At 55.6% G+C, this 21,716-nt stretch carries 20 protein-coding genes; 15 read left to right on the forward strand and 5 right to left on the reverse strand.

What is annotated here, in order from left to right; all coding sequences use genetic code 11:
* The first annotated feature begins 3 nt into the window (after positions 1–3).
* The 6 genes from JT51_RS21505 (at position 4) to JT51_RS12155 (ending at position 7,287) form a co-directional block, all read left to right on the forward strand.
* Positions 4–246: a type II toxin-antitoxin system RelE/ParE family toxin gene (locus JT51_RS21505; RefSeq protein WP_235216187.1), complete on the forward strand. Its 243-nt coding sequence runs from the start codon at positions 4–6 to the stop codon at positions 244–246.
* Positions 233–484 (forward strand): hypothetical protein, encoded by a 252-nt coding sequence (locus JT51_RS12135; protein ID WP_152563341.1) that lies wholly within the window; start codon positions 233–235, stop codon positions 482–484. Before JT51_RS21505 ends, JT51_RS12135 begins: the two co-directional genes overlap by 14 nt.
* A 75-nt stretch (positions 485–559) precedes the next feature.
* Positions 560–1,663: an efflux RND transporter periplasmic adaptor subunit gene (locus JT51_RS12140; RefSeq protein ID WP_051927527.1), complete on the forward strand. Its 1,104-nt coding sequence runs from the start codon at positions 560–562 to the stop codon at positions 1,661–1,663.
* A gap of 8 nt (positions 1,664–1,671) precedes the next feature.
* Entirely contained in the window at positions 1,672–4,788 is a 3,117-nt protein-coding gene (locus tag JT51_RS12145) for an efflux RND transporter permease subunit (RefSeq protein ID WP_037312865.1), read from the forward strand.
* 294 nt (positions 4,789–5,082) lie between these two features.
* Positions 5,083–5,382, forward strand: coding sequence for a hypothetical protein (locus JT51_RS12150; protein WP_152563342.1), 300 nt, complete (start codon positions 5,083–5,085; stop codon positions 5,380–5,382).
* 267 nt (positions 5,383–5,649) lie between these two features.
* Positions 5,650–7,287 carry a di-heme-cytochrome C peroxidase gene (locus tag JT51_RS12155; RefSeq protein ID WP_152563343.1) on the forward strand — a complete coding sequence of 546 codons (1,638 nt, stop codon included), beginning with the start codon at positions 5,650–5,652 and terminating at the stop codon, positions 7,285–7,287.
* A gap of 86 nt (positions 7,288–7,373) precedes the next feature.
* Here the strand turns inward: JT51_RS12155 and JT51_RS12160 are convergent, their stop codons facing one another.
* From JT51_RS12160 to JT51_RS12175, 4 genes are all read right to left on the reverse strand, one after another.
* A complete protein-coding gene (locus tag JT51_RS12160; protein WP_037312874.1) occupies positions 7,374–8,516 on the reverse strand; it encodes a patatin-like phospholipase family protein in 1,143 nt (380 codons plus the stop codon).
* 569 nt (positions 8,517–9,085) lie between these two features.
* The gene (locus JT51_RS12165; protein ID WP_037314165.1) at positions 9,086–10,561 is read right to left on the reverse strand and encodes an NAD-dependent succinate-semialdehyde dehydrogenase; all 1,476 of its coding nucleotides are present in this window, start codon (positions 10,559–10,561) and stop codon (positions 9,086–9,088) included.
* Positions 10,562–10,622: 61 nt separating this feature from the next.
* Positions 10,623–11,735, reverse strand: coding sequence for a P1 family peptidase (locus JT51_RS12170; RefSeq protein ID WP_037312877.1), 1,113 nt, complete (start codon positions 11,733–11,735; stop codon positions 10,623–10,625).
* A 36-nt stretch (positions 11,736–11,771) separates the two neighbouring features.
* Positions 11,772–12,575, reverse strand: coding sequence for a nitrilase-related carbon-nitrogen hydrolase (locus JT51_RS12175; RefSeq protein ID WP_081894678.1), 804 nt, complete (start codon positions 12,573–12,575; stop codon positions 11,772–11,774).
* Positions 12,576–12,825: 250 nt separating this feature from the next.
* Between JT51_RS12175 and JT51_RS12180 the strand changes: the two genes are divergently transcribed.
* The 9 genes from JT51_RS12180 (at position 12,826) to JT51_RS12220 (ending at position 20,586) form a co-directional block, all read left to right on the forward strand.
* Complete coding sequence (locus JT51_RS12180) at positions 12,826–13,446, forward strand: helix-turn-helix domain-containing protein (protein ID WP_051927529.1); 621 nt, start codon at positions 12,826–12,828, stop codon at positions 13,444–13,446.
* Between the two features lie 252 nt (positions 13,447–13,698).
* Complete coding sequence (locus tag JT51_RS12185) at positions 13,699–14,745, forward strand: ABC transporter ATP-binding protein (protein ID WP_081894708.1); 1,047 nt, start codon at positions 13,699–13,701, stop codon at positions 14,743–14,745.
* Positions 14,745–15,668: an ABC transporter permease gene (locus tag JT51_RS12190; protein ID WP_051927530.1), complete on the forward strand. Its 924-nt coding sequence runs from the start codon at positions 14,745–14,747 to the stop codon at positions 15,666–15,668. Before JT51_RS12185 ends, JT51_RS12190 begins: the two co-directional genes overlap by 1 nt.
* Positions 15,665–16,465, forward strand: a complete 801-nt coding sequence (locus tag JT51_RS12195; protein WP_037312880.1) for an ABC transporter permease — start codon at positions 15,665–15,667, stop codon at positions 16,463–16,465. The genes JT51_RS12190 and JT51_RS12195 overlap by 4 nt, the downstream gene beginning before the upstream one ends.
* A gap of 12 nt (positions 16,466–16,477) precedes the next feature.
* Complete coding sequence (locus JT51_RS12200; RefSeq protein WP_037312883.1) at positions 16,478–17,500, forward strand: extracellular solute-binding protein; 1,023 nt, start codon at positions 16,478–16,480, stop codon at positions 17,498–17,500.
* Positions 17,501–17,515: 15 nt separating this feature from the next.
* Positions 17,516–18,112, forward strand: a complete 597-nt coding sequence (gene nthA / locus JT51_RS12205; RefSeq protein WP_037312887.1) for a nitrile hydratase subunit alpha — start codon at positions 17,516–17,518, stop codon at positions 18,110–18,112.
* Positions 18,113–18,124: 12 nt separating this feature from the next.
* On the forward strand, positions 18,125–18,808 hold the full coding sequence (nthB, locus tag JT51_RS12210) for a nitrile hydratase subunit beta (RefSeq protein WP_037312890.1): 684 nt from the start codon (positions 18,125–18,127) through the stop codon (positions 18,806–18,808).
* Positions 18,798–19,157 carry a nitrile hydratase accessory protein gene (locus JT51_RS12215; protein WP_051927531.1) on the forward strand — a complete coding sequence of 120 codons (360 nt, stop codon included), beginning with the start codon at positions 18,798–18,800 and terminating at the stop codon, positions 19,155–19,157. Before nthB ends, JT51_RS12215 begins: the two co-directional genes overlap by 11 nt.
* A gap of 37 nt (positions 19,158–19,194) precedes the next feature.
* A complete protein-coding gene (locus JT51_RS12220; RefSeq protein WP_037312893.1) occupies positions 19,195–20,586 on the forward strand; it encodes an NAD(P)/FAD-dependent oxidoreductase in 1,392 nt (463 codons plus the stop codon).
* 242 nt (positions 20,587–20,828) lie between these two features.
* Here JT51_RS12220 and JT51_RS22230 read toward each other — a convergent pair whose 3' ends face one another.
* Positions 20,829–21,710, reverse strand: coding sequence for an amidohydrolase family protein (locus JT51_RS22230; protein WP_235216188.1), 882 nt, complete (start codon positions 21,708–21,710; stop codon positions 20,829–20,831).
* Positions 21,711–21,716: the final 6 nt, after the last annotated feature.

The following is a 21,716-nucleotide window of genomic DNA, read 5'->3' on the forward strand; positions in this document are numbered from 1 at the left end:
TACATCGCAGAGGATTCCCCAAAACGCGCCAGTACTTTTATCGAAGAAATTTCAGCACGTTTCGAACCGCTACTGTTTCACCCTGAGATAGGACCAGCGCGCGACCAACTTTCCCCGAACCTAAGAGTGCAGTTTCACAAGAAATATGCGATCTACTATACGTTCACGGATACAGAACTGATCATCGTGCATGTCGTACATAGCGCACGAGACGCAAAAGCGATCTTCCCTGATGATTGCGATTAGCCGGTTCTGTTTCATCATCCGACGCCTCATAAATCGCGATGACTTGAGCGTCTTCAGCAGTGAGGTCGCCGGCCAATTTGCGTCGCTGGCCAATCCGCAAGCCGAGGCCGCCCGGACGCTTGGCAATATCGTCAGTGTCGATACAAGCATGGCACACCTTCCTTATGTCAGATCCGGACATCATACCCGCGTCAAGGACAACGGCCCGTGGCAGCAACTGAGCGGCTACAGTCCCTAAATTTGCGTTGCGCCATCGCAAAGAGGTGTGAATAGTGAAATTGCAGCAACCCAAATGTGAATTGTCGAGCGACGGATGACCCCAACCGGCCTGTTTTTTTGCACCCTGACCGCGATTGGTTTAGCAGGCCAAGTAGCGGCGCAGTCGGATGCCTCATCACCACCCAGCGTAGTCGTTGCACAAGCGACAATGGACGATTTGCAAAAACAGGATCAGTTTGTCGGACGCGTGGTCGCTGATCAGAGTGTTGATCTGCAAGCCCAGGTCGACGGCGTGTTGCAAGAGGTCAACTTTGCCGAGGGCGGCACTGTGTCCAAAGGCGATGTTCTTTTTAGGATCGAACAAAGGAAATATGCCGCCAGCGTTGAAAGTGCCCAAGCAGCCCTGAAAAGTGCGCAGGCCAGCGCCCAGAGCAACAAGGCAGACCTGGACCGCCAAAAAACCTTGTTTGATAAAGGCGACATTCCCCAGGCCATTCTGGATTCAGCATCAGCAACCTACGCAGAGGCCCAAGCCGCAGTGGACGAGGCCCGTGCCGATCTGAAGATTGCGCAGATTGACCTCGACCACACTGAAATCACCAGCCCGTTGGACGGGCGCATCGGGCTGTCAGCGGTAGATGTGGGTAACATCGTGGATACCGACAGCGGAGTGTTGGCGACTGTCGCCAGTGTCGACCCAATCCTTGTCAGCTTTTATGTCAGCGAGCCGGTTTTGCTGCGCGAACGTCGCAAGGGTTTGATTACGCATCAAGATAACAAACTGACGACAGAGATCACACTTGCTGATGGCGGAACCTATCCAACGCCGGGCAAGATCACGTTTGTTGGCGCTAGCATCAATCAGGACACCGACACCGTGGAACTGCGGGCAACGTTTGCCAATCCACAGGGTCTTTTGATCCCGGGTCAGTTTGTAGCTGTCAGCCTAAGTGGGTCTGAGGCCGCCAAAGTCCTGACCGTGCCGCGCAACGCAGTGCAGTTCGACAAGCAAGGGTATTTTGTTTTTTCTGTTGATGACAAAAGTACGGTTCACCGAAAGAACATCGAGATTGGCACACAATCCGCGACCCGAACCGAAGTCAGTTCTGGCTTAACCCAAGGAGACCGTGTCGTCGTGCAAGGCCTACAGAAAGTCCATGATGGATTGGTCGTGAAAGCGGTCGACAGCCAAAGTTAGGTGTTCGCTTGATTTCGCAATACTTCATCAACCGACCACACTTTGCTGCTGTAATTGCAATTCTCATGGTTCTGTTCGGCGCGGTATGCGTGCGATTGATACCGATCTCGGAATACCCCGACATCACCCCACCGCAAGTGTATGTGACAACTGCCTACCCGGGTGCTGACGCCAAAGTCATTCAGGAATCCGTGGCCACCCCTATTGAAGAGCGTGTGAACGGCATCCAAGGCATGTTGTATATGTCTTCCAAGAGTTCAAATGACGGTACTTACAAATTGGCTGTTTCATTTGAGCTGGGTACTGATCCTGATGTTGCCGCGGTCGAAGTCCAGAACCGGATAGCTCTGGCAGGTTCGGAATTGCCGTCAATTGTACTGCAACAAGGGATCGAAGTTACAAAGCAATCTGGCAATCTGATCATAGTGATCAACATCACATCGCCGGACGGGTCGCACGACGAACTCTATCTCAGCAACTATGCAGCTGATTTTCTGCATGATCCTCTGCAACGCTTGCCCGGTGTGGGGAATATTTCGCAATTTGGCCAACTGGAATACAGCATGCGGGTGTGGATCAACCCCGTTCGCATGGCCGCGCTAAACATCACTGCGGCAGAGGTTGCGGACGCCATCGAAAAACAGAACTTTGTTGCAGCGGCGGGCCAGGTAGGAGCGCCTCCATTTGGAAATGCACGCACTGACTTTCAGTTCAAGCTGCGGGCCGAAGGGCTATTGCGCGATGCAGAAGAATTTGGGCGTATCATCGTCGCGTCCAACTCAGACGGATCAATTACTCGTTTGGAGGACGTGGCGCGTATCGAACTTGGTTCTGCCACCTATGCCGGGTCCACGAAACTGAACGGAAAGGAATCCGCGACGATAGCAGTACATCAGGAAAGTTCGGCCAACGCGCTGGACATCTCGGAAAGCATCCAAAGCCTTTTGGGTGAGCTTTCCCAAAAGTTTCCTGACGGGGTGTCGTATGAGATCACATATGACGTAACTGATGCGGTTCGTGTGTCGCTCAGGGATATCATGACCACATTGGCCCTGACGGCGGCGCTGGTTATCGCGGTGACGTTCCTGTTTCTGGCCAGCTTTCGCGCGACCATTGTTCCTGCCATCGCCATTCCGGTTTCATTGCTTGGTGCCGTCGCACTGATCTTTGCTATCGGGTTCAGTGCCAACATGATCACGCTGTTTGCGCTTGTGTTGGCGATCACGCTGGTCGTCGATGATGCGATAATCATTATCGAAAACGCCCAGCGTATCCTCACCGAAGAAAATCTGGACCCGCGCGAGGCGACGCTGAAAGCAATGTCACAGGTCCACCGACCGATCGTGGCGACAACCTTTGTTCTCGCCGCAGTCTTCGTTCCTGTCTGCTTTTTCCCGGGCGTGACCGGAACGATTTATTACCAGTTCGCCGCGACAATAATCTTTGCCTTTGTTTTGTCTGCTGTAAACGCTCTGACATTGGCACCTGTTCTCTGTGTGATGATGTTGAAGTCTGGCGCAAAACCAATCGGGCCATTGGCTTTTGTACCGGCGGTGATTTTCTGGATAAGGCGTCAGTACTTGCGGCTCGTAGCCCTTATGCTTCGATTTACAGTGGTATCGCTCTTGGTTTTTGCCTGTGCTGCCGCGGCAACTGTGTACCTGTTCAAAACTGTTCCAACCGGATTGATCCCTCAGGAAGATAATGGTGTCTTACTTGCATCCATGGAGCTGCCTGACGGCGCGTCTTTGCAACGCACGCAGGCTTTCATGGATAAGGCCGGTGCGTTGATCGAAAAGACCCCGGGCGTGGAAAACGTGTCCATCGTGTCAGGGGCAAGCATGTTGGCTGGTGGCCGCTCGAACGCCGGTATGGCAATTGTCACGCTCAAACCTTGGGATCAGCGAAAAGCGCCGGATTTGCAGTTGGGCGCAATTTTGCGAAACCTCGACCGCAAACTTGCAACTTTGCCCGAGGCTGAAAGCTATGTGTTTCCTTTCCCGACCATCCACGGGCTGGGATCGACAGGTGGTATATCGGTCGAGCTGTTGGATCTGGAAAATGGAGACAGCGGCAAATTGGATTCCGTGATGAATGCATTTGTCGCCGCGTTGAACGCAGCCCCAGAGTTTGTTCGCGCAAACGGTAATTTCGCGGGCCAGACTCCCCAGTATCGACTGTCTGTCGATCGCGACCGGGCCGAGACTTTGGGGGTGAGCGTCGCCGACATATTTACAGCGCTGCAGGCCAATCTCAGCTCGTATTTCGTGGACAACTTCGTCCTGTCCGAGAGGGTGTACTGGGTGGTTATTTCTGCCGAAGCCGAGTTTCGGCAAACGCTTGATGATGTGGACAATATTTACGTCAAGAATGCGTCTGGCGACTCGTTACCACTGCGCAATTTTGTCAGCTATGAACCCGTGTTGGCGCCGGACTCAATCCCCCGATACAACCTATTCACTGCCGCGTCGGTCAGTGCACAATTGGCCCAAGGTGTAAGTTCCGGAGACGGGATCAAAGCCATGCAGGCGATTGCTGAGAACACCCTGCCGGATGGGTTTCGGATCGAGTGGTCAGGCGTAACCCAGCAAGAAGTGAAATCACAGGGGCTGGTGGTTTACATCATGCTTTCTGCCGTCGTGTTGGCCTATCTGTTCCTGGTTGTATTGTATGAAAGTTGGGTATTGCCCCTGTCTATTGTCACCTCAACAGTCTTTGCCCTTCTTGGAGCACTTCTCCCTCTGGCACTGTTGCCTTTCCTGACTAGCAATATCTTCGCGCAGGTTGGTATGGTTCTGTTGATTGGGTTGGCAGCAAAAAAAGCAATCATGGTCGTCGAATTTGCCAATCAGCAACGCGAAAGCGGAGTAAGCATCCGAGACGCCGCCCTGAAAGCCGCAGAGATCCGATTCAGGCCGGTTACAATGACGGGCCTTTGTTTCATTATCGGCGTTATTCCCCTGGTTCTTTCGAGCGGTGCCGGAGCGGCCGCCCGCGTATCCATCGGGTTTCCTGTGCTATTTGGCATGATACTGGACAGCACCCTGGGGCTGCTCATGATCCCTGTGCTGTATGCTGTATTTCAATCACTCAGCGAACGGCTTGCAAAAATCGGCATCCGTTGACCAATGTGATCTGCTACGTGCTGTGGCGTCGTCCGCTTTGGATGCCTCAACTGACAGGTTCCTTAATACTTGCTAGTAATCTTGCATCTGCTCCTATGAAGGGAAATGAGATGCTCAAGATGACCAAATCACCTTTATCGTATCGTTATCGGAGCATTGTTTTTGGCGGAATAGCCCTTCTTTCTGCACTGTCTCTGGGGGGTCGAGGTCGCTGCCCAAAGCCTGCCGAACGTCAAAGGAACATGGACGTCCCGCGCCGAAGGATTGATCCGTGGCGAACAAATAGAATGGCCCTTGGCCTTTGACATCAACTGGCAGGAAGGCCGCTTTTTCACAGGAACCTATTTCTGGAGCGTTGACGAAAACCTGGGCGTTCAAGAGCAATCCGGCGGCGGAGCAACGCTGAGCGGAGAAGTGCGTTTTCAGGGTGTGATCGCATGGGACAATAGCAGCATCATAATGGTCGACCTTGGCGACACGGGCACTGTGTCGGGATCTTTTACCAACGATGACACCTTGCAGCTAATTGGGTACGAAGCTGGCGAACATGCCCTGGTCGCGGCGGCAATATGCGTTCGCAGCAAAGGCGACTAACCCTCTGATCCATTGCTCTGCTGTTGACCATAGATCGAGTTCACACCAACAGAAATAGCATTGATTTGAGCATCGGATATTGCGCGTGAAATTGGGTGTCGATGCTGCTCACAACAATACGCGAAACCGAATTCTCATATCTTGCGGTGGGGCGGCCAAGACCCTCTTATCTTATCGTTGGACATCACCACGGCCGAGTGCCTATTTTGTTAGGGTTAGGTGGCAAAATGGTTCTCGATAATACATGAGCTTTGAGGGAGAGATGACTTGCGCAACGCCTTTGTTTTTTGTCTTTTAATGTTCTGTCCACATGACTCGTTCGCTGACTCGTCGCTGGCCAAGGTCACCTATTTTGAACAAGGCTGGTCCGCATCCGAACGCGAAGAGTTCTACTATACCCCTCAGGGTTCGCACCTCATTCCCGCAGATTGGTTTGCCGTTCTTGAACGAGCGGACGGGCAGGGCAAGTTTAGCGATCCAAACTACCTCAGTCAGTTTGGATTTCTTGCGTCAAATGGTGCGTCACAGGCAAACCCCGGGGCATATCCGGTGGGGTTTTCCGTTGACACTCAAGCCAATCAGATCGGATTGACTTGTGCTGCCTGTCACACTGCCGAAGTTGAATTGGGCGGTGAAGTCTTGCGAATAGACGGTGCACCGGCCCATCTGGACGTTGACGCTTTCTACCAATCATTGGCACAAGCTGTCTCGTTAACGCTTGTCGAGGCCGAGCGTTTCAAACGTTTCGCAGTTGCGCTCAAAGTGACCGACGAAACGTCAATCAAGGAACTCAAGGCGAAATTCACTGCGTTCAACTTGCACATAACAAGCGATGCAATTGTCCGTAAAGCGAGCGTTGAGGCAGGTTTTGGCCGTGTTGATGCATTGACCCAGATTGCGAACGCGCTGGCAGTGCGAGATCAGGTTTTACCTACCAACATTTACCCGGTTGAAACTCCTACCAGTTATCCACCTTTGTGGCTGACACCGCAGTTGGAGTATGTGCAGTGGAACCCGATTGCCGCCAGCCCCATAGGGCGGAACTTCGGAGAAGTACTGGGCGTCTATGGTAATACCAACCTGGCACCTGATGCTGGCAAAGATGCGTATAAATCCAGCGCAAACCTGGAAAACCTTCATCAATTGGAACAATTGGTGTCCACTCTTCAGCCACCTGAATGGGACCCATCGCGCATGGGAGAGATTGATGCCGATATTGCCGCAAACGGTAAAACTCTATTTCAGGATCACTGCGCGACATGCCACAACATCGCCCCCTACACGTTGACGGACCCTGCAAAAAATTACTTCAAGAAAACGTTTATCAAGATCGGTCGGGTGAACTTCCGCGAAGTCGGCACGGACCCAGCCTATGTCGAGAATTTCGTTACCCGCCGCATCATGACAAACGCAACAACGGCGCCTCTCTTCCAAGGTAACTCGATTGTTCCCGGTCCTGCATTCACTGAGTACACAGTGGCGGCCTCGCTCAAGCGTGCCATCAAAGAAGCCAGTCTAAGCGAAGAGGCGACTTTTGCAGTCAACGGCTTTCGTTATGGCACCGGAGACGACGGTAAACCGACCCCATACACCCCACCAAGCCTGACAGACCTAAAGGCCAGCCCTTTGGCTGGCGTTTGGGCAACCGGTCCCTATCTACACAACGGCTCGGTTCCCACAATTTACGAGTTGCTATCACCGGTGCAGGAACGTCGCACGGTATTTTGGACCGGTGGTCGCTCGTTGGACCTGGAAAAATTAGGCTATCAAAGTTCTGAGGCACCTGGTCTGTTCCGCTTTGATACCGGGCTGCGTGGTAATGGAAATGGCGGGCATCTTTACCCCAAAAAAAGTCTCCGTCATGATGAGCGTGTGGCAATTATCGAATATCTTAAGACACAATAGCAATCGATCAGAGGAACTACTGACTCACTTCTTAGCGATGGTTAACGACGCGCGGTTGGTGCAACACGTCAAGGTGTTGAGGTGCCCTAATTTCCATCATTGGTCAAAATGTGGATTACTTTTTCCAACTCGTCGTCATTTGTCTTTACAAAGTCCTGTCCCGCCTTGCGTATCATCGCGATATTCTGATCAGAGGCGTCAAACGCATTGGAATTGGCTGGTAAATGGGGTGACAAGAAAAATGCCTGAACATCAACGCCGGATTCAAACTCTCCATGACGTTCCAGAGCGTGTGCGCTGACACTCGACTCGCCCGTCGTGACCATGTTCATCAATGGTAAGAACCATTGGACGAGACCGCCATCGGCAACGGTTTGTTCAGCAATAGATCTTTCCCGGCGAGAGCCAACTGAGATAATTACAAAATCCTTAACCTCAGGCAGGTGCGTACGGGCATGCAAGTACGCTGCTTCGCCCGGAGCGTTCAATATCATCGCGCCGTCACTAACATAATCTTCTTCAGACTGGTTGCCGACCAGTTTTATGGCCGGAAAATAGATTGGTGCACTTGTTACAGCCGTCACAAGCGCGCGCAGGTACATGTTGGCGTCGCTCTTGTCCCAATTGCGAAACAGCCTCAGACCGTTGCTCTTTTGCGAAAAGGAAGGAAACATGGTCGGGAGTAACAGGTCATTAAATTGACCGTCCCCAAACAGCTTTGTTGCGACCGTTATTCGGGACTTATTCTGAAGAACAGGCCCGTAGACCCCATTTGCCGTCAGTATCGTGTGATAGGCCGGGGCGTTTAGGACTGTTGCGGCGAAATCTGTGTAGACGTCTATTGCCTCATTTGCAGTCATCGGCTCGTCTGACTGGCTATCGGGGTGAAGAAGTAGTGCGGAAATGATAGCACCGGTTGACGCGCCGGCAACAAAATCAAACATCTCGTAAATGCGCTTGCCGGATTTTTCTTCAAGGGCTTTCAGAACTTCTAGTTCGGCGAGCCCATGCATCGCGCCGCCCTCGATAGACAGAACGAAAACACGCTTCGGGTGTTGGGTTTTCCAGCCTCTTGGCGCGCTGAATTCTGAGGCCTCCGGCCAAGCGACCATTTCGGATTCTGAATCAAAAATGTAATGATTGTATACGAGGATGCTGAAACCGTAGAGAAGCGCAACGACAACAAATAACAACGCTACAGAACCGGCAAAACGAATGATCCTTCGCATTTTCACCTCTGGCCAAGCAATCCCTTCGGAATTCTGTCACCGTTGAGAACGGTAAACAACCATTTGTTAGATTGGGGAAACATTCAAGAATCCGCTGCCAATTGGTTTTGACTTCTGAAAGGGGCCCAAGCCAAGTGTGCCCTGGCTTTGGTGCACAAATCACCTGCAGGAGGTCATGAGTAACTGGCTCTTTACGCAATACAAGAATGCGAACTGGCTTTCGTATAACGCAGTATTGAAGCAATGCGGGCAGATAACCGGATTCGTGGAAAGCCTGTTGAAGCTCGAAAGACTGGGTCGCGCCTGCTTAAATATGCATGTCCCTTTAGGGTGGAGGCGGGGTCGTACTGGCGACTTGAAACCATACTGAAACCCGGCTCATTTCCGGCCAGGTTCCGCTGCACCCAGATGATAGAAAGAACGATCCAACCCGTTTCCGTCCTAATGCTGGCGCATTCAGCATTAGGACGCAGGAACGTTCCTGGGTGTTGGCAGCAGTAGCTCGGAAGCCCGATCCTTCTGAACCGGTTCGAGTGGAACAAACCAACTGCTGGCCAAAAGAAGACTACTTACTTGATTTCGCCCATGCAGAGGTACTTGATCTCGAGGAAGTCATCGATGCCGTATTTGGAGCCTTCGCGGCCCAGGCCCGATTGTTTGACGCCGCCGAAGGGGGCGACTTCGGTTGAGATCAGGCCGGTGTTGATGCCGACCATGCCCGATTCCAATGCCTCGGCCACGCGCCAGACGCGGGCCAGATCACGGCTGTAGAAATAAGACGCCAGACCAAACTCGCTGTCGTTGGCCATGGCGATCACGTCGGCCTCGTCCTCGAACTTGAACAAAGGTGCAACCGGACCGAATGTTTCGTCCTTGGCCACAACCATGTCGCGGGTCACGCCGGTCAGAACCGTGGGCTGGAAGAAGGTGCCGCCCAGGTCCGAGCGCTGGCCGCCTTCCAGAACCTCGGCGCCTTTGCTGACCGCGTCGGTGATGTGCTCTTCGACCTTGGCCACAGCCGCACCGTTGATCAGCGGACCGGTAGTGACGCCTTCGCCAAAGCCGTCGCCGACGTTCAGCGCGCGGGCTTTTTCCGCCAGCTTGGCCGCAAACTCATCGTAAACGGCGGCCTGCACGTAAATGCGGTTGGCGCAGACGCAGGTCTGGCCATTGTTGCGGAACTTGGCGATCATCGCACCATCGACCGCGGCATCCACATCAGCGTCGTCAAAGACGATAAACGGCGCGTTGCCGCCCAGCTCAAGGCTCATCTTCTTGATGGTGTCCGCCGCCTGACGCATCAGGATCTGGCCCACCCGGGTCGAGCCGGTAAAGGTGATCTTGGCGACCTTGTCGTTGGTGCACAGTTCCTCACCCACRCCCGAGCTGTTGGTGCCGGGGATCACGTTGAACACGCCTGCGGGGATGCCCGCGCGTTCGGCSAGAACCGCCATCGCGGTGGCTGACAGCGGGGTCAGCGTCGCGGGGCGGGCCACAAAGGTACAGCCCACGGCCAGCGCCGGAGCCACCTTGCGCGCGATCATCGCATTGGGGAAATTCCACGGCGTGATCGAGCCGACAACACCAATGGGCTGTTTCAGCACCACGATACGCTTGTCGCGCTGATGGCCGGGGATCACGTCGCCATAGACGCGCTTGGCCTCTTCGGCGAACCATTCGATGAACGACGCGCCATAAAGCACCTCGCCGCGCGCTTCGGGCCAGGGTTTGCCCATCTCGGCGGTCAGGATGGTGGCCAGATCGTCGGCGTTTTCCACCATCAGATCGTACCACTTGCGCAGGATCGCAGCGCGTTCCTTGCCGGTCTGTGCGGCCCAGTCGGCCTTGGCCGCATCGGCAACGTCAATGGCGCGGCGCGTGTCCTCGACCGACATGTCGGCCACCTGGGCAATCACCTCACCGGTGGCCGGGTTGGTCACCGGAAAGGTCTTGTCGCCGTCAACCCACTCGCCATTCACATAGGCGCGGCCTTCCAGCAGCGAGGGATCGTTCAGATCCAGTTTCACAACGTCCTGATCCAGCATCATGCGGCTCCTTTAACAGCGTCAATCGACGCCTTTGTTTTACGTTTTTCGGTGGGCGAAACTAGCTGAAAGCCTCTCGCACCTTGCTATGCGGCAAGGCCGGTACGAAATTTCCGTCCCGCCCGGTTACGTCACTATTGACTGTCATACTGTTGACGATGGCCTCTTCAACAACCTGCGCGACCGCATCGAAGAAAGGGTCGATACGCTCATCTGGAATAAAGCTGGCGGAACATAGTTCATCCTGAGAGCCTGCGGCAATCTGTGTGTTCGCAGTCGAAAACGCGAGAAAAATATCGCCCGAACCATGATGCGCAAGCCCGCCCACGCGCCCAATTCCAAAGGTCGACCGTCGTGCCAGACGCTTGAGTTGATGCGGCATAAAAGGTGCGTCCGTGGCAAGAATCACGATGATCGAACTTTTGCTCAGATCATCTGTATTTCGGCGCATCTCGGGATGTTCCAGTTCTGCGCCCAGAGGCCGACCCAGAAGAGTGAGATTGCGACGCTCGCCAAAATTGGCCTGCACGAACGCCCCGACGACAAAGGTTTCGTCGCCGTAGCCGACACGCCGTGATGCAGTTCCCGACCCGGCCTTGAAGTCGAAACACTTCATGCCGGTTCCGCCACCGACGCTGCCTTCTTCGATCGGGCCGGTGGTGGCGCTTTGGATTGCCTCGACGACATGTTCCGGCTTTACGTGAAAGCCATTGATATCATTCAGAAACCCATCATAGGTTTCCGCCGCCACAGGCAGGGCGAAATCATCTTCAAGCGCATCCGGAAAGTGTTGCGCGGCCCACTGGATCGTTGCATCGCGCGCGGTTCCACAGGAATGGGTGTTGGTGATTGTGATCGGCAAACTGAATTTACCAACTTCTTCGATGATATGCGAGCCGGTCATTTCGCCGTTTCCATTCAGGCTGAACAGCCCTGCAAAGACTGGCTCGCGCGTGCGCGATACCGGCCTTGGCAAAATGGCGGTCACACCGGTGCGAACCGGGCCGGTGCCGACCTCAAGCTGTCCTTGCCCGTCGATCAGGGTGCAGTAGCCGACCGACACTCCGTCGACATCGGTGATGCTGTTGTTTGACCCCTTGGAGCCATCAAAGCGCAGGCCCAGGCCATGGGCCCTCAGCTTACCTGCGGGTGTGCGCGTATAGGGGTCATTCATCGTTCTTGTTCCGGAACTTTGGTCAACGGGAGCGGGTCAGCCCCGGTTCACGATCTTAATTTGCGGGGCCAGTTCGACATATTCCGAGTGCTGGCGCGCTTCTTTCAGCAGGTCGGGCGACAGTTCAGCCAAAAGGAATGCATCCTCGGCCCCCGCACGTGCCAGATCTATGCCATCGGGGCCGACGATGCAGCTGCCGCCCAAAAAGTTCAGATCCCGATCCGGGCCGCAGTGATTGGCATATGCGGTGAACACGCAGTTCTCAAAAGCCCGCGTGGGCACCACTCTTTCCGATACCACGTCCCATTCATCCGTCAGGGCTGTCGGGGCGACGATCAGGTTCGCCCCCTTGGTGGCACAGGCGCGGGCAATTTCGGCAAATTCGATATCATAGCAAATCACAATCGCGACGTTCCAGCCGTTCAACTCGAACAAAGTCAGATGTTCGCCGGGACCAAACCATTCACGTTCGTAACTTTCCCATGGAACCAGCTTTCGGTGGTTTGCCAGCACCTTACCCTCGCTCGAAATTGCCAGGGCAGAGTTATACATCTTGTCGCTATCATCCGAATGCTCGGGATAGCCGTACACGATACAGCATTGATGTTTTTGGGCCAGCTTTGCCACCGCTTCGGCGAATGAGTCCGCCTTTGCGGCGTGGTCCGGCAGCAGATCGCCCGCACAATAATCCGATTGGAAAAGTTCCGGGGCCACAAGGATATCCGGGCTGACCGAGGCGTCGCTCAGGTCCCGATCCAGGCGCTCAAGCTTCTGTTCCATGGTAAAGGTGGATGTGTTCGATTGATGAACGGCGACGGTAAGAGGAGAGTTGGGGGTCATTGCCACAGATCTTTCGAAGGGTTTGAATTGCGCGGTGGTCGCAGCGTCAAGCGCGGTCGATATTCACCGTTTCATTTTTGACGGTACTTGACAATCAAAATTTTCAAAAAAGTGCATGACACTTGCCCAGACCTTTCAAATTATGTAAAACGCGGATGGCAAACATGTTTCGCCCGAGGATGCCAAAGCCAATTCTGGATGTATGGTGATGGTGTGTGCCGGGTACCCCGCACGAGCGTATGAGGTGTAAATGGACGGAGTAGGCGAGCAGTCAGAGGCTGAGGTTCTGCTTGGACCCAAGCTCAGGAAGCTGCGCAAGAACAATGGATTGTCGTTGCAGGAACTGGCGCTGCGCTCGGATGTCTCGGTGGGCGCGCTCAGCCAGATTGAACGCGGGTTATCGCAACCTTCTGTGCGCACGCTGCAAAAGATCGGCCATGCGCTTGGCGTGCCGTTGACATGGATGTTCGACAAATCCGGTGCCGAAGATGACGCGGCTGACGGGATTATCGTACGCAAGGGCAAGGGTGCCACGCTGAAAGTGCCGTCAAACGGTATAAATAAGGTGCTTCTGACGCCTCTGAACTTTCAGAACCTGCAATTGATGGTCGTGAAAATGGAGCCGCATTCCACCTCGGGCGATGGCGCATATACGCACGAAGGGCTGGACGCGGGGTTGGTCCTTTCGGGATGCCTGAACCTTGAAGTCGATGGTAGAATTTATGTTCTGGGCGTTGGCGACAGTTTTGCTTTCGACAGCAACCGACCTCATCGGTTTGAAAACCGCGGCGGTGCGCAGGCTGAGATTCTTTGGGTCAACACAGAAAGTGCGCCTGAGTTCATCGTCCTGGACGAACCTGATACCCGCTGATCGCGCGCCGACGCCAGCCTAGATACGAATCTGTCTTTCGCCGCCTCCTTTGGGGGCGGTTTTTTTGTGTTGGATTTTCAAGACGCAACCTTCAGGTTTGCGCGTAACAAGCAAAAAAATGAAAAAAAACGTTGATCTTTTTCATTTCCCTGTCAATCATGAGCCAACAACATGCAAATGACAGTATGGACTGTGGCAGCCTGATGACAGGGCGTCCATATGTGCCGCGTCGCAGGTCAGGGCCGTATCGACATGAAAAATCTTCAGCTTATTCCCGCCTCATCGCCTGATCCGACTGCAGATCAGACGGCCCCATCAGATTTTATTTCGATCCGCAATGTTACCAAACGGTTTGGGTCAGTTACCGCGCTGGAAGATGTTTCGTTGGATATTGCCGAGGGTGAGTTTTTTACGCTGCTTGGCCCATCGGGCTGCGGCAAAACAACATTGTTACGGCTGTTGGCCGGGTTCGAATACCCAAGCACGGGCGAAATCAGCCTGTCTGATTTCGACCTGACACGGATGCCGCCCAACAAACGTCCGGTAAACACCGTGTTTCAGTCTTACGCGCTGTTTCCGCATCTGGATGTGCTGACCAATGTGGCCTTTGGGCTAGAACGCCTTGGCGAAGGTCGCAAGGCCGCCAAGCAGCGCGCTTTGGAGATGCTGGACATGGTCCAGCTGACCGGGTTCGAATACCGGCTGGCCAATGAACTGTCCGGTGGTCAGCAACAACGGGTGGCGCTGGCGCGCGCACTTGCGCCCCGCCCGCGCATTCTGTTGTTGGATGAGCCGCTTTCGGCGCTGGATCTGAAACTGCGCCGCGGGATGCAAAGCGAGCTAAAGCGCCTGCAGCGCGCCACCGGGATTACTTTTGTTCTGGTCACTCACGATCAGGAAGAAGCTCTGTCTATGTCCGACCGGATTGCGGTGATGTCCGACGGCAAACTGTTGCAGGTGGGCGCGCCGCTGGATATTTACGACGCCCCGCGAAACCGGTTTGTGGCCGAGTTTGTGGGCGAAGCAAACGTACTGCCCGGCCGGATGCTGGGATTGGCATCGCCATATGGGGCAATCCGGCCCGAGCGTGTGATTGTACGGCAGGGCGGCGCGGGCTCCTGCCCGGGGCGGGTTCTATCGGTGGTCTTCGTCGGCTCGGTCGCCGAGGTTGAGATACAGCTCAACACCGGGCAAGAGGTTAAGGCGCGGCTGGTTGATGGCTGGCAATCCCTGAATGCAGGCGAGGTGGTGCAGGTGGAATTCCCACATCAGCACGCCCGCACATTGGAGGACCGCTAATGGCATTGGCCGAGCCATTCACCGCCAAGGATAAGGTCGCTGCATCAGCAAAACGGCGCAATCTGATACCGTTTCTGGGTCTTCCAGCGGTGGCCGTGATCGTCTGTTTCATGGTCGGGCCCATGCTGATCGCCCTGTCCTTCTCGTTTCTGACAGCCGGGGTTTATGGCGGAGTGGACCTGCCCTTTACCATCGAGGCGTATCGCCAGTTTTTGTTTGAACGCAATCTGGACGACAGCCTGAGCTTTGATAACTCATATCTAGTGATCTACGGGCGGACGATCCTTTTGGCGGGGCTGACCGTGGTGATCAGTATCGTCATTGGTTTGCCAACCGCCTGGTACATGGCCACCCGCACACCCAAAGTGCGCGAAAGACTGGTGTTGTTGGTCACGATCCCATTCTGGACCAGCCTGTTGGTGCGGACCTATTGCTGGGTCTTGATCCTGCGTGACCAGGGGTTGGCCAACGGGTTGCTGCGCGAAATTGGGTTGATCACAGAGCCTTTGCCGTTGCTGTATTCCTACGGCTCGATCCTGTTCGGGCTGGTTTATTCCTTTCTGCCTTTCATGATCCTGCCAATATATGCGGCGCTAGAGAAGGTGGATTTCCGCCTGATCGAGGCTGCTTATGACCTCTATGCGTCGCGTGCCGCCATCTTTTTGAAGGTCGTCCTGCCGTTGGCAAAACCCGGTGTCATTGCTGGGTCAATGTTGGTTTTCGCGCCTTCGGTCGGGTCTTTCCTTGCTCCTGACCTGCTGGGCGGTGGCAAGAAGCTGATGATCGGCAGCCTGATCCAGATGCAATTCACCACCTCGCGAAATTGGTCGTTTGGAGCGGCCTGCGCGATGTTGCTGATGGCCGTGGTTCTGACCGTATTGGTCTTTGCTGTCAGACAGTCCAAAAAGGAGCGACACGCATGAAACATCGCCCCTTCAGCTGGAGAACGATGCCAGCCTTCACAGCAGTCAGTTGGGTTGTCATGGTCTTTTTCTACGCGCCGTTGATTATCCTTGTGATCTATGGGTTCAACGCCAACGATCTCGCCACCCAATGGGGTGGGTTCAGCACCAAATGGTTCGTGAAGGCCGCGCAGAACGACGACCTGGTCCGGTCTGCCACCAACAGCCTGATCGTTGCGACATCCGCAACGCTGGGGGCGACCTGTCTGGCCATCCCCGCCGCCATTGCGTTCGAACGCGGCGGCCGGTTCTTTGGCAGAACCCCCGGAGAGGGTGTGCTTTCACTGCCCTTGATGGCGCCGGATATCGTGACCGCGATCTCGACCCTGATGTTCTTTTCGTTTGTTGGCATCCGGCTGGGTCTGGGCAACGTCATTCTGGCGCATACCGTGTTCTGCATCCCCTTCGCCGTATTGCCGATCCGTGCGCGGCTGCGGGAAATGCCCGCCGACATCGAAGATGCCGCCCGCGATCTGTATTCCGGCCCGTGGGAAGTGTTCCGGCTGGTCACCTTGCCTGCGCTGATGCCAGGAATCGTTGCGGGCGCGCTGATGGCGTTTGTGATTTCGCTGGATGATTTCATCATCACGCTGATGGTGGCTGAGGCAGGATCAACCACCCTGCCGGTCTATCTGTACGGGATGCTGCGGCAGGGTGTGACGCCCGAGGCCAACGCCGCCGCCGCCATCCTGCTGGTTGTGTCTGTCACCTGCGTGGTGCTGGCCCATGCTTTCGCCAAACGAAAATCAAAAACCTAACGGGAGGATACGATGAAAAACCTACTGATTGGCCCCATTGCCGCCTTGTCGCTGACGACGGCTGCCTATGCCGAAGGCGATCTGTTCATCTTCAACTGGACCGATTACACCCCGCCGGACCTGATCGAAAAGTTCGAGAAAGAAACCGGCATCAATGTCACTATCGACACCTACGATTCCAACGAAACGGTTCTGGCGAAGCTGAAAAGCGGCTCGACCGGGTATGACATCGTGGTCATCGCCAATCCTTGGGTCAATGTAATGGCCGAAGAGGGGCTGATCCGTAAGATCAACGCCAGCGAGCTGCCGGGTTACGACAATCTGGACGATCGGTGGAAAAGCCCGACCTGGGATCCGGACAATGCCTATAGCGTCCCCTACCAGTGGGGGCTGACCAGCTTTGTGGTGAATACCGATGTGTATGACGGCGACATTGATACGCTGGACGTGCTGTTCAACCCGCCAGAAGAATTGCAGGGCAAGATCGGCATGCTGAATTCGCCAAGCGAGGCGGTCACATTGGCGCAAATCTATCTGGGTATGGATTTCTGCCAGACCGATGTTGAAAATATGCAGAAGGTGGAAACAGTCCTTCTGGATCAGGCACCTCATGTCAAAGTCTACAACTCGGCCGGAGTGATCGAGCGGATGGCGTCAAACGAGACGGCTGGCCACATGGCCTGGAACGGCAATGCCATGCGCGCACGCGGATTGAACGACAAGGTCAAGATGTCCTTTCCCAAGGAAGGCATCGTTGGCTGGATGGACAACCTGGCCGTACCGACCGGTGCCCGCCATCCTGAAAATGCTGAAAAGTTCATCTCATATCTGATGCAGCCCGAAAACATCGCTATGGTGTCGAACCATGCCCGGTTCGCCAATGCGGTACCTGGGGCCGATCAATATCTGGATGCCGAACTGCGTGACGCACCAGAACTGGCGGCACCCGATGGGGTGGACATCAAGTTTCTGGTGACCTGCGGCGAAGATGCCAATAGGCTGATCGACCGTGTCTGGACCAAAGTGAAAAAGTAACCGAAGGGATCAACAATGCCGCATGACCACCATCACCACGACGAAGAAGAAACCGGCATGGCGCTGAAAGTGAAGGCGCTGGAACAGGTGCTTGTGGCCAAAGGTGTCGTTGATTCCGCAACAGTCGACGTGTTTGTCGAAACCTATGAAACCAAGGTCGGCCCGCGCAATGGCGCGCGGGTCGTCGCCCGCGCATGGTCCGATCCCGACTATAAGGCGCGTTTGCTTTCGGACGGTAGCGCGGCAATTGCCGAGCTGGGCTATTCCGGTTTGCAGGGCGAACATATGGTGGTTCTGGAAAACACGGATACGGTGCACAACATGGTCACCTGTACCCTGTGTTCTTGCTATCCTTGGCCGGTTCTGGGTCTGCCGCCGGTCTGGTACAAAAGCCCTGAATACCGCGCCCGTTCGATCCGCGAGCCGCGCAAGGTGCTGCAAGAGTTTGGTGTCGATCTGCCGGACGATATTGCCGTAAAGGTTTGGGATTCCAGCGCCGATATCCGTTATCTGGTGTTGCCGCGTCGACCAACCGGCACAGATCATCTAAGCGAAGAAGAACTGGCCGATCTTGTCACCCGTGACGGTATGATCGGCACAGCATTGGTTTAGGAGGTAGGCATTATGGACGGCATTCACGACATGGGCGGCATGCAGGGGTTCGGCAAGGTCGTACCCGAAGCCGATGAGCCGGTGTTTCACGCCCCCTGGGAGGGGCGCATGTTTGGTCTGGCGCTATCAAGCTCATTTGCGCTGGCCTATTCCGACGACAAGTTTCGCCGCAATATCGAACGGATGGACCCGGCGCATTATCTGCAATCCAACTACTATGAAAAATGGTACGAATCTGTGACCGCGCTGATCATCGAAGCAGGCGCCGCCACCCGTGACGAGTTGGATGCAGGCGTCGCCAAAGACGCAGGGCCCGGCGGCTGGGCCAAAGCTGATCCCGCCATCATTCCCGAGGCCATCGCTGCAGGCGCGTCGCAGGAACGACCCTCGGACGACGCCCCTCGCCCCCGTTTTGCGCCCGGTGACCGTGTACGGATGTTGACGACACGGGGTTATGATCACAATCGCCTGCCAAGATATGCACGCGGTCGCGCAGCAACCATAACGGCCTGCCGGGGGCGGTTTATTCTGGCGGACAGCCACGCTAAATCAGGCGAGGAAAATCCAACCTGGCTTTATACCGTCGCATTTGCCGCCCGCGATCTGTGGGGGCCTGATGCCGGTGAAAATGACGCCGTGACGCTGGATATCTGGGAAACCTACATTGATGACAGTGAGGTGCGCGATGCCCGGTGAAATCTCAAAACGCTCAGCCTTGTCCACATTGCCCGAAGGCATCTCTCTGCCCGGGGGTACGGATGAGCCCGTGTTCCGTGAACCGTGGGAAGCACGCATCTTTGCCATCGTTGTGGCCCTGCACGATCAGGGTCGCTTTGACTGGTCCGTTTTCCAGAAACGGCTGATCGCCCGGCTGAATCAGGCCGAAGGGTGCACACCCGCTGACGCCTATTACGAAGGTTGGTATGCCGCCGCTCAGGATCTTATCGCCGAACTGGATCTGGCAACCGAGGCCGAGGTAGAGGCGCGGGCCAACGTCCTGCGCCCGGATGACCGCACTGTGACCCTGCCGCGGGCGGCTGGGTGATACGGCAACAAACAAACCCAGCACCAGGAATCCGAATATGAAGGTCGCTCAAAACGGCAATGTGTCGTTCTGGTACGCCGAACTTGGCGGCCCGCCAAAGCCGCGCGCGCCCCTGCCCGGAGACCGCGAGGTTGATGTCTGTATCATCGGAGCCGGATTCACCGGGTTATGGACCGCATGGTACCTGAAACAGGCTGATCCGGACGTGTCCGTGGCTGTCGTCGAACGTGAATTCGCCGGGTTCGGGGCCTCGGGGCGAAACGGAGGTTTCCTGACCGGGGCCTTCCCCTGGGCTCGTGATCGTTACCTGCAACACGGACATACCCGCGAGGGTGTGATCGCACTGGAACGCACTCTGCGCGGCACGGTTGACGAGGTGATCGCGGTTGCTGATGCGCAAGGCATCGACGCGGGCATCCATCGCACCGACGAGCTGTTCGTTGCCTGCACGCAATCGCAATTGGCCCGGATCAAGGCCGATCATGCAAACGCCATGCGTTGGCAGGTTCCACCCGAACGCCTGACCCTGATCGGGGCCCGCGAGGTTGCCGACCGCGTTCGGGTTCACAACGCATTGGGGGCCATGGCCATACACGGTGTGGCCCGTGTGCAGCCTGCCAAGCTGGTTCGCGGTCTGGCTGATGCGGTGGAACGCGCAGGTGTCGCGATTTACGAAAAGACCACTGTGCAGCGCTATGCCAAGGGCCGCGTTGACACCGACCGGGGCACGATCCGCGCCTCGCGTATCATCCGCGCGACCGAAGGATATACGGCGGGCTTTCCGGGTGAAAGCCGAACCTGGCTTGCGATGAACAGCGCCCAGATCGTGACCGAACCGGTGCCGGAGGCCATCTGGGATCAGATCGGCTGGCGCAATGGTGAACTTTTGGCGGATGCCGCGCATACGATCTGTTATGCGCAACGCACGGCGGACAATCGGATCGCAATGGGCGGACGCGGAGTACCATATCGTTTTGGAAACGCGACCGACAAAGCCGGGGAAACGCAAGAGACAACCGTTCGAAGCCTGCACGCCATCCTGCACCGGTTGCTGCCGCAAGCAGCCCGGTTAAAGCTGGATCATGCCTGGTGCGGCGTCATGGGCGTGCCCCGGGACTGGTGCGCCAGCGTCGGGTTCGATCCGGCGACCGGGATTGGCCATGCTGGCGGTTATGTGGGCGTCGGGGTTTCGACCTCAAACCTCGCGGGTCAGACACTGGCCGATCTGGCATTGGGTCGGAAAACCGAGCTTACGGGCCTGCCATGGGTAAACCACACGGTCCGCAAATGGGAGCCCGAGCCCCTGCGCTGGCTCGGGGTTCAGGGCATGTACGGGCTCTATTCCATCGCGGATCGGATTGAAGCGCGCGGTCAAACTGCGGACACCTCTCGTCTGGCCCAATTGGCCAATCTGCTGACAGGTCGGTGACATATTGCAAGGGGCTATGGCTGATGAAGTACCGATGCGGCCTCAGAATAAGAACGAGCGGTTCAGCGGGGCGGTGTCCGATTGAACGCTAGACAACTCGATCCTGAAGGAAGCTTCAACGGGAACTTCTGAGCATCGTTCGCCGCCGGGCTGGTATTGACCACGTTTTTAGCCAACTGACCGCCGGTGACTGCCGGGTTTTATTGTCGATCGCGCAAACAATGCACTCTTGCGCGCGAGATCTACTTTCTTTGTCGGTATGCTCTCTTTGCTGTTGCAAAGTGCAAGTCATCCCTGTCTTTAGCGGTCAATCTAGAAAAGAGGTCCCGATATGCTGACCATACTGAGGCATAGGTCGACGTTGGTTTCTCGACCGGGAAATTACTACCCAGCATGCATCGCTTCGGACCGAACGCGTCCAATAGACTACCGATCAGTGGCCTGATGCCGTCGACGTCCCAATGTGGATCCGCTTGGGATAGGCCCGAAATCTTCATGAATGTGTTAGGCAGCGCAGCAAGCGCGTTGATGCCATCCAGCCATATTTGCAACTCACCATCGTCACCCGGCACCGGTGACCCCATATGGTCGATGATAACGGGTGTATTCGGGTGGTCTGCAAGAAACGCGGCGAACTGACTGAGTTGAGAATGCCAACAGGTCAGATCGAAAGATGCATTGACGTTGGCAAGCGCGGCGAAACCGCGACGCCATGCAGGTTTTTTCAGTAAATCCTCCTCAAGAATATCTGGGCGCGGGGAGGGTTTTGCCCACCAGAGCTCTTGTCGGATACCAACGAAAACGTCGTGGCGCGCGTGTCGCTTAAGAATGGTTTCAACGTTTGGTTGGGAAAGATCTGCATAGGCGACAAAACCTGCAATCCGATCCCCGTTGGGATGCGTATCGACGGTTCTTTGAATCCACGCAGTCTCTTCGACCGGGTCATTCGCGTGATCGACTTCGGCTTGCACAACTATGAACGCGGTTTCGGCTGCTCCTTCCTCTGCAATTGCATCATCTAACTGATAAGCATTGGGCAGCGCGGTAAACGAACCGCTCTGACGCCACGAGTAGTCAAAACGTGCGGTGTCCCATAAGTGAAGATGTGCATCTATCAGCTGCATCGTAAG

This window comes from Ruegeria halocynthiae, assembly GCF_000743705.1.
Lineage (GTDB): Bacteria > Pseudomonadota > Alphaproteobacteria > Rhodobacterales > Rhodobacteraceae > Ruegeria > Ruegeria halocynthiae_B.

Bases quoted from the DNA above. Each gene is read 5' to 3' on its own strand.
- JT51_RS12200 (WP_037312883.1), top strand. From the start codon at position 16,478: ATGAAAAACCTACTGATTGGCCCCATTGCCGCCTTGTCGCTGACGACG.
- JT51_RS12180 (WP_051927529.1), top strand. From the start codon at position 12,826: ATGGACGGAGTAGGCGAGCAGTCAGAGGCTGAGGTTCTGCTTGGACCC.
- JT51_RS12215 (WP_051927531.1), top strand. From the start codon at position 18,798: ATGCCCGGTGAAATCTCAAAACGCTCAGCCTTGTCCACATTGCCCGAA.
- JT51_RS12175 (WP_081894678.1), bottom strand. From the start codon at position 12,575: ATGACCCCCAACTCTCCTCTTACCGTCGCCGTTCATCAATCGAACACA.
- nthA (WP_037312887.1), top strand. From the start codon at position 17,516: ATGCCGCATGACCACCATCACCACGACGAAGAAGAAACCGGCATGGCG.
- JT51_RS12195 (WP_037312880.1), top strand. From the start codon at position 15,665: ATGAAACATCGCCCCTTCAGCTGGAGAACGATGCCAGCCTTCACAGCA.
- nthB (WP_037312890.1), top strand. From the start codon at position 18,125: ATGGACGGCATTCACGACATGGGCGGCATGCAGGGGTTCGGCAAGGTC.
- JT51_RS22230 (WP_235216188.1), bottom strand. From the start codon at position 21,710: ATGCAGCTGATAGATGCACATCTTCACTTATGGGACACCGCACGTTTT.
- JT51_RS12135 (WP_152563341.1), top strand. From the start codon at position 233: ATGATTGCGATTAGCCGGTTCTGTTTCATCATCCGACGCCTCATAAAT.
- JT51_RS12170 (WP_037312877.1), bottom strand. From the start codon at position 11,735: ATGAATGACCCCTATACGCGCACACCCGCAGGTAAGCTGAGGGCCCAT.
- JT51_RS12140 (WP_051927527.1), top strand. From the start codon at position 560: ATGACCCCAACCGGCCTGTTTTTTTGCACCCTGACCGCGATTGGTTTA.
- JT51_RS12160 (WP_037312874.1), bottom strand. From the start codon at position 8,516: ATGCGAAGGATCATTCGTTTTGCCGGTTCTGTAGCGTTGTTATTTGTT.
- JT51_RS12220 (WP_037312893.1), top strand. From the start codon at position 19,195: ATGAAGGTCGCTCAAAACGGCAATGTGTCGTTCTGGTACGCCGAACTT.
- JT51_RS12185 (WP_081894708.1), top strand. From the start codon at position 13,699: ATGAAAAATCTTCAGCTTATTCCCGCCTCATCGCCTGATCCGACTGCA.
- JT51_RS12190 (WP_051927530.1), top strand. From the start codon at position 14,745: ATGGCATTGGCCGAGCCATTCACCGCCAAGGATAAGGTCGCTGCATCA.